Origin of the sequence: Sporosarcina sp. BP05 (assembly GCF_014282005.1) — a bacterium.
Taxonomy (GTDB): domain Bacteria; phylum Bacillota; class Bacilli; order Bacillales_A; family Planococcaceae; genus Sporosarcina.
On sequence record NZ_JACFTD010000012.1, the window covers coordinates 81,582 to 87,907 of the forward strand.

General features: G+C 42.0%; 6 protein-coding genes. 4 read left to right on the top strand and 2 right to left on the bottom strand.

Annotated elements, in window-relative coordinates; translation table 11 throughout:
* Positions 1–97: 97 nt before the first annotated feature.
* The gene (locus H2672_RS13905) at positions 98–1,732 is read right to left on the bottom strand and encodes an AMP-binding protein (protein WP_186672339.1); all 1,635 of its coding nucleotides are present in this window, start codon (positions 1,730–1,732) and stop codon (positions 98–100) included.
* Positions 1,733–2,009: 277 nt separating this feature from the next.
* Between H2672_RS13905 and nfsA the strand changes: the two genes are divergently transcribed.
* On the top strand, positions 2,010–2,741 hold the full coding sequence (gene nfsA, locus H2672_RS13910) for an oxygen-insensitive NADPH nitroreductase (RefSeq protein WP_186672341.1): 732 nt from the start codon (positions 2,010–2,012) through the stop codon (positions 2,739–2,741).
* A gap of 11 nt (positions 2,742–2,752) precedes the next feature.
* Entirely contained in the window at positions 2,753–3,919 is a 1,167-nt protein-coding gene (locus H2672_RS13915; RefSeq protein WP_186672343.1) for a class I SAM-dependent methyltransferase, read from the top strand.
* Between the two features lie 78 nt (positions 3,920–3,997).
* Here the strand turns inward: H2672_RS13915 and H2672_RS13920 are convergent, their stop codons facing one another.
* Positions 3,998–4,654 (bottom strand): Dph6-related ATP pyrophosphatase, encoded by a 657-nt coding sequence (locus H2672_RS13920; protein ID WP_186672345.1) that lies wholly within the window; start codon positions 4,652–4,654, stop codon positions 3,998–4,000.
* 147 nt (positions 4,655–4,801) lie between these two features.
* Between H2672_RS13920 and H2672_RS13925 the strand changes: the two genes are divergently transcribed.
* Both H2672_RS13925 and rsiV read left to right on the top strand, forming a co-directional pair.
* Positions 4,802–5,332 carry an RNA polymerase sigma factor SigV gene (locus H2672_RS13925; protein ID WP_304626094.1) on the top strand — a complete coding sequence of 177 codons (531 nt, stop codon included), beginning with the start codon at positions 4,802–4,804 and terminating at the stop codon, positions 5,330–5,332.
* A complete protein-coding gene (gene rsiV / locus H2672_RS13930; RefSeq protein ID WP_186672347.1) occupies positions 5,329–6,201 on the top strand; it encodes an anti-sigma-V factor RsiV in 873 nt (290 codons plus the stop codon). The genes H2672_RS13925 and rsiV overlap by 4 nt, the downstream gene beginning before the upstream one ends.
* Positions 6,202–6,326: the final 125 nt, after the last annotated feature.

The window sequence follows — 6,326 nt, forward strand, 5'->3', positions numbered from 1 at the left end:
CTACATTTCCCAGGAAATAATGTCGATTCGACAGAGTTTTTTTAATTAAACGCGAAAAAAAGTGTATTCCCCCATATTTAGAGGAATACACCTATTTTCATTGGTATGACTTTACTACAGACATTTCCCGTAGTTTGAACTTTTGTATTTTACCAGAAGCAGTCATTGGATATTCTTCTAGAAATTCGATGTACTTTGGAATCTTATGATGTGAAATACTTCCCTTACAAAATTCGCGTACTGATTCTTCATCGAGATGCACGTCTTTTTTCGGAATGATCCACGCCATTAGTTCCTCACCGTATTTCGCATCTGGCACACCCACAACTTGTACGTCTGCGATTTCTGGGTGCGTATATAGGAATTCCTCGACCTCCTTTGGGTAAATATTTTCCCCTCCGCGGATGACCATGTCTTTGATGCGTCCCGTAATATCAATGTAGCCATCTGCATCCATTACTGCTATGTCGCCCGTATGGAGCCAACCATCTTCATCAATTGCTTCACGTGTCGCTTCCGCATTGTTGTAATACCCTTTCATTATGTTATAACCGCGCGTGCAAAGTTCCCCTGGTACACCAACAGGCAATTCTTCACCCGTTACAGGGTCAATAATTTTGACTTCAACGTTCGGATGCGGCTTGCCAACTGTTGACACGCGTTTTCCGATTGGATCATCTGTCTTCGTCTGCGTAATGACAGGCGATGCTTCTGTCTGGCCATAACAGATGGTAATTTCACTTGCTCCCATATCTTCGATAACACGTTTCATCACTTCAATCGGACAGACAGACCCTGCCATAATACCGGTGCGAAGTGTAGATGTATCATATTTCTTAAAATCTGGGTGGTTCAGCTCTGCGATGAACATCGTTGGCACTCCATGAAGTGCTGTACATTTCTCATCCTGAACCGCTTGAAGAACGCGCAATGGATCGAACTGTTCAAGTAAAATCATTGCCGAAGCATGTGTAACCGCCGCAAGTGTACCAAGTACGCAACCGAAACAGTGGAAAAATGGAACTGGAATGCAGACGCGGTCCTGCTCTGTCAGTTTCATATAATCCCCAATTTGCTTACCGTTATTGACGACGTTATTATGTGTTAGCATGACCCCTTTTGGAAAACCAGTTGTACCAGATGTATATTGAATATTAATGACATCATCGGGATCTAGCGATTGAAATTGTTCCTCCAACTGTTCATTCGTTACCTTATCAGCTTGCGCCATGAACTCCGACCATTTGTACATGCCTTGTTCTTGCCGTTCCGTCATCAGAATGATCCGTTTGAAATGAGGTAGTTTACCACTCGAGATAGACCCCCTCTCACCCAACGCCAGTTCAGGACAAATCGTACGGATGATATCTATGTAACTCGTTCCTTTAAAGCTTTCATCCAAAATAAGCGTAGTTGCATCAGATTGCTTCATTAGATATTCAAGTTCCGAAGCTTGGTAATTCGTATTAACCGTAACAAGGACTGCCCCCATCTTCCCCGTTGCGTATTGGCTAAGTAGCCATTGCCTTTTATTGTCTGACCAAATAGCAACGTTTTCCCCTTTTTTGATGCCCATGCCAATAAATGCTTTTGCAAGTTCATCCGTTTCTTCATCAAATTCCTTATACGTTTTCCGAATTCCATGTTCCGGATAGACATACGCCTCCTGCGCGGGATAAAGTCGTGCCTGCTCCCTTACAATCTCCCCCACTGTTTTACGTAATAATGTCATTTCCATTCCCCTTTTCTGAAATAATCATTTACCGATAGGTTATCATAAAATTCTGTCATTTGGAAAATAATATTATATAGGAGTGAATTTATTAGTAAGCCCTAAATTGAGCCCGTTATGTCGTACTCGTGATACGTTGTTTTCTTTCGGGACTCATTTGTCATTGAATTACTTCCATCAAACTCATAACAACATCCCTTTGTTAAGCTTTAAAGGTAGTTCACCACTATCCTAGTCTGTTAATCTTAATTCACAACACAAATTTTGGAGGGATCCCATGGTTATCGAATTATTGACTGCACACGCATCCGTGCGGAAATATAAAGACATTGTATTATCGAAAGAAGAAGTACACGAACTTATTCATGCGGGGCAACATGCAGCCACTTCCCATTTTGTACAAGCTTACTCCGTCATCTATGTTACGGATATTGAAAAACGGAAGAAACTAGCTGAGCTCACTAAAAACCCACGACAGATTTTATCGGCAGGTGCCGTCTTAGTATTTTGTGCGGACTATTGCAGATTGAAAAAGGCAGCAAATTTAGTGGGGAAAGATATTGATTTCTCCTCAGCCGAAAATCTCCTTGTCGGCTCAATTGACGTTGCTCTATTCGCCCAAAACGTTGCCATTGCAGCTGAATCAAAAGGCTTTGGCATCTGCTATATCGGAGGTGTCCGAAATGCACCAGAGGAAATAAGCAAATTACTATCGCTTCCTAAAGGCGTTGTTCCGATGTTCGCTATGACAATCGGTGTTCCTGATGAAGCGAATGAAGTAAAGCCACGCTTGCCAGTTGATGCAATTATTCACGAAAACGGTTATGATGCTGGTAAATACGATGAAATCATCCCGGCATATGATGAAACAATGAACGACTATTATTTAAGCCGTGGCTCAAACCGCAAAGACGCCGCCTGGTCCGATTCCATGGCAGACTTTTTGGGAGCTCCAAAACGGACACATATGAAAGACTTTTTGAAGAAGCAAGGATTTGAGTTTAACTAGGAGCGATGAAAATGCAATTTGAGGAATTAGTGGATGAACTGACACTCCGGATGACGGATGGGTCGTTTATCGGCGGGACAATCAGTCAATCCCGCACAAAAACAGATGACTTGAAACGAGTAAAATGTAAACCTGTGGAAATAAAAGGACAGTTGCACATTCAATTTGAGTATCAGTACGAACGGGTGTTGAACCATGAAAACGTCACACCTGATGCATTGCGACCGTATTTGCAGCAACTGCTTGAGCGTTTCAGACAACTACATGCCGAATTTTCGGATGAAAAAATTCAGGTTCAGCTGACGAAAAAGTTTAAAGTCATGTGGAAATCGGAAAAAGTGGCATCAGAAAAAATCGTTACCCTTTCACACAACCGCAAGAAAAATTATTTACTGGATGAAAATACGGCCTATCCATTTTTAGTCCGACTTGGTGTCCAAACGCCCGACGGCAAAGTTAAAAAGCAAAAGCACGACAAGTTTAGGCAAATTAACCGGTTCGTCGAATTCATCGACGATTCGCTCGCCCACTTACCGAAAGATCGAACTGTGCGTATTCTAGATTTTGGTTCCGGTAAATCCTATTTAACGTTTGCGCTCTATCACTACTTACGTATCGAAAAAGGACTAGATATTAAAGTAACCGGGCTTGATTTGAAAAAAGAAGTGATTGAGGAATGCAGCACCATTGCGAAAGATCTTGGTTACGATAATCTAGAATTTCTTGTAGGTGATATTAATGACTATAATGACGAAACGTCAGTCGACATGGTCGTCACATTACATGCATGCGATGTTGCAACGGATATGGCGCTTGCTCGCGCGGTTAAATGGGGGGCGAAAGTCATTTTGAGCGTTCCTTGTTGCCAGCACGAACTGTTCTCGCAAGTCAATTCCCCCGCGCTTGACGTTATGCTTCAACACGGACTTATTAAAGAGCGGTTCTCAGCACTCGCTACTGATTCTATTCGTGCGGAGTTACTGTCACTTGTCGGTTATGAAGCACAACTGCTAGAGTTTATCGACATGGAGCATACGCCGAAAAACATTTTGATTCGGGCTTATAAAACCGGTCGGCAGGCTTCAGCTGATGAAGTAACGCGTTACACTGACTTCAGGAATTTGTTGAATGCTGATCCGTTTTTGGAGAAAGAGCTGGGAGATTTATTGACTATTTGACTATAGCCATCCATGTTGCTAGATGCAAATGTGGATGGCTTTTTCAATTCTATACGACATGACTATCTTCATTTCTTACTATTCCAATGTTACATCCAAAAACACATAGCCATCTCGTTCATGTTGCCCTAAAAAAACAATCGGGACCCGCTCGCTAAAAATCGGTCCGTCTACAACAACTGTGTGAAATTCCCCAGATTCTCCGCACGAATCAATTCCAAGCGCATCAAGTTCATCCATCAGTTCTATAGTGAATTTACGTCCTATAAATTGTGACGGCATCATTTTTGTATTGACGACAACAATGTACGCCTCGAATCCCCCTTCTATAAATTCTTCCAAGATCTTGCGACGCGGCTCCATCCATAATGGATGCAGTGCTTCCATGTCGACTTTTGCAGATGTTTTTTTTACCCATTCCAAATGGTCCTCAAGATCGATATCCCCGAAAACTCCGTGGCTGATGCCAGATTCAACACATTCCTTCATCGCGTCTAAAAACCGCTCTTCATACCCTTTCCAGCCAGCTCCCCGTATCATTAAAGGGACGCCAATCCTCTTTGCCTGAGCTTCCACGACTTCTAAAGGCAGCGCGTGTGATTTTGACCGTTCTTCATCCTCTTCAAACATCGTCAATATCCGTTTCGGAATGCCACCCGCTTTCATTGCGCGGTAATAAGCCATGGCAGAATCTTTCCCGCCGCTCCATGATGCAACAAATGATATACCCTCCATGTTGTTCGCCCCCAACTTCATTTACTTTGACATTACTTTACCATAGTCTTACAATACAGTTCCAAAATGTTCAATCCACTATTTCATGATAACCAATCAAACTTTTCTCGGATGTACCCCGTCAAATAACTATAACGTGTTCGCGACATGTTGGAAATTGGAGAAGGTGAATCATTTGTCATGACAAAAAACGAGAAGTTCGAACTTGTTGAAAACTTTATAGTAGAAAACCAGGAAGCCCATTATCGCCTTGCGTACAGCTATGTAAGAAATAAAGAAAACGCACTCGATATTGTACAGGATGCCATTTTAAAAGCGCTCAGCTCAATTGATCGACTTGAAGAAATTGCCTATTTGAAAACTTGGTTCTACCGGATCATCGTTAACACATCCATTGATTTCATCCGAAAACATCAGCGTATAACAGTGATGGAAGACGACATTCTCAGCATTCATTTGCCACAATTAGAAGATGAAATTATCGATATGGACTTACAAGATGCCATTGACCAGTTACCTCACAAATACAGATCCCTTATTATTCTCCGATTTTTTGAGGATTTGAAAATTGATGAAATCGCTTTAGTGATGGATGAAAATGTGAATACGATTAAAACAAGATTGTATGCCGCATTGAAAAAGTTACGCATTGAAGTTGGGGAGGAATTCAGGTTATGAAAAAAATAAATAAGTTGAAAAAGAACTATGACGAGACGGTGATTCCGTCTGAGTTGGAAGACGTAGTAAAAGCTTCGATTCGCCAAGCAAAAGCATCACAGAAGAAACGTCCATTTTTAAAACAATGGACGATAGGAGCCGCCGCAGCTGCTGCTCTATTTATCGGCAGCATCAATGTCAGCCCGTCTTTCGCACAAGCAATGGCAAACGTTCCACTTCTCGGAGCCATTGTGGATGTATTTACCGCACAACAATTGACTGTTGATGAAAAAACGTACCAAGCAAATGTCGCAACACCAGAAATTGAAGGATTAGCGGATGAAGGACTGCAAGCATCATTGAATGAGAAATACCTTGAAGAGAATAAAGTGCTCTTCGAACAGTTCCAGCAGGATGCGGCGGAATTGGAAAAGGCAGGTGGCGGTCATCTTGGCATCGACACTGGCTACGAAGTGAAAACAGATACTGACCAGCTTCTATCGATTGCTCGCTATGAGGTGAATACGGTCGGATCCTCTTCAACCACAATGAAGTACGACACAATTGATAAACAGAACAGCATTTTAATCACATTACCAAGCCTTTTTAAAGATGACAAATACGTCGATGCCATTAGCTCTTACGTAGTAGGTGAAATGGAGCGACAAATGGATGCGGATGAAGACATCTCTTACTTTTTGAATAGCGAATTCTTTGAGGACTTCGAAACAATCCAAGCCGATCAGTCCTTCTATATTACAGATAACAATAAGCTTGTCATTTCATTCGATAAATATGAAGTTGCACCTGGTTATATGGGTGTCGTGACATTCGAGATCCCGTCAGAAATTTTGAGTGATTTGTTGGTTAGCGACACATACATTAACTAAGAACAAAAGCGCAAGAGCCTGTTCAGAGGTGACAGGCGCTGGAGTCTGGACGCAACTCTCTATGTTGCAGCTTATCCACAGTACCTGATTTTATTGTTTCTTAAGCTATAAAAAAGCAGACACAT

Excerpts from the sequence above, each read along its gene's own strand:
- nfsA (WP_186672341.1), top strand. The coding sequence starts at position 2,010 with ATGGTTATCGAATTATTGACTGCACACGCATCCGTGCGGAAATATAAA.
- H2672_RS13925 (WP_304626094.1), top strand. The coding sequence starts at position 4,802 with ATGTTGGAAATTGGAGAAGGTGAATCATTTGTCATGACAAAAAACGAG.
- H2672_RS13905 (WP_186672339.1), bottom strand. The coding sequence starts at position 1,732 with ATGACATTATTACGTAAAACAGTGGGGGAGATTGTAAGGGAGCAGGCA.
- H2672_RS13920 (WP_186672345.1), bottom strand. The coding sequence starts at position 4,654 with ATGGAGGGTATATCATTTGTTGCATCATGGAGCGGCGGGAAAGATTCT.
- rsiV (WP_186672347.1), top strand. The coding sequence starts at position 5,329 with ATGAAAAAAATAAATAAGTTGAAAAAGAACTATGACGAGACGGTGATT.
- H2672_RS13915 (WP_186672343.1), top strand. The coding sequence starts at position 2,753 with ATGCAATTTGAGGAATTAGTGGATGAACTGACACTCCGGATGACGGAT.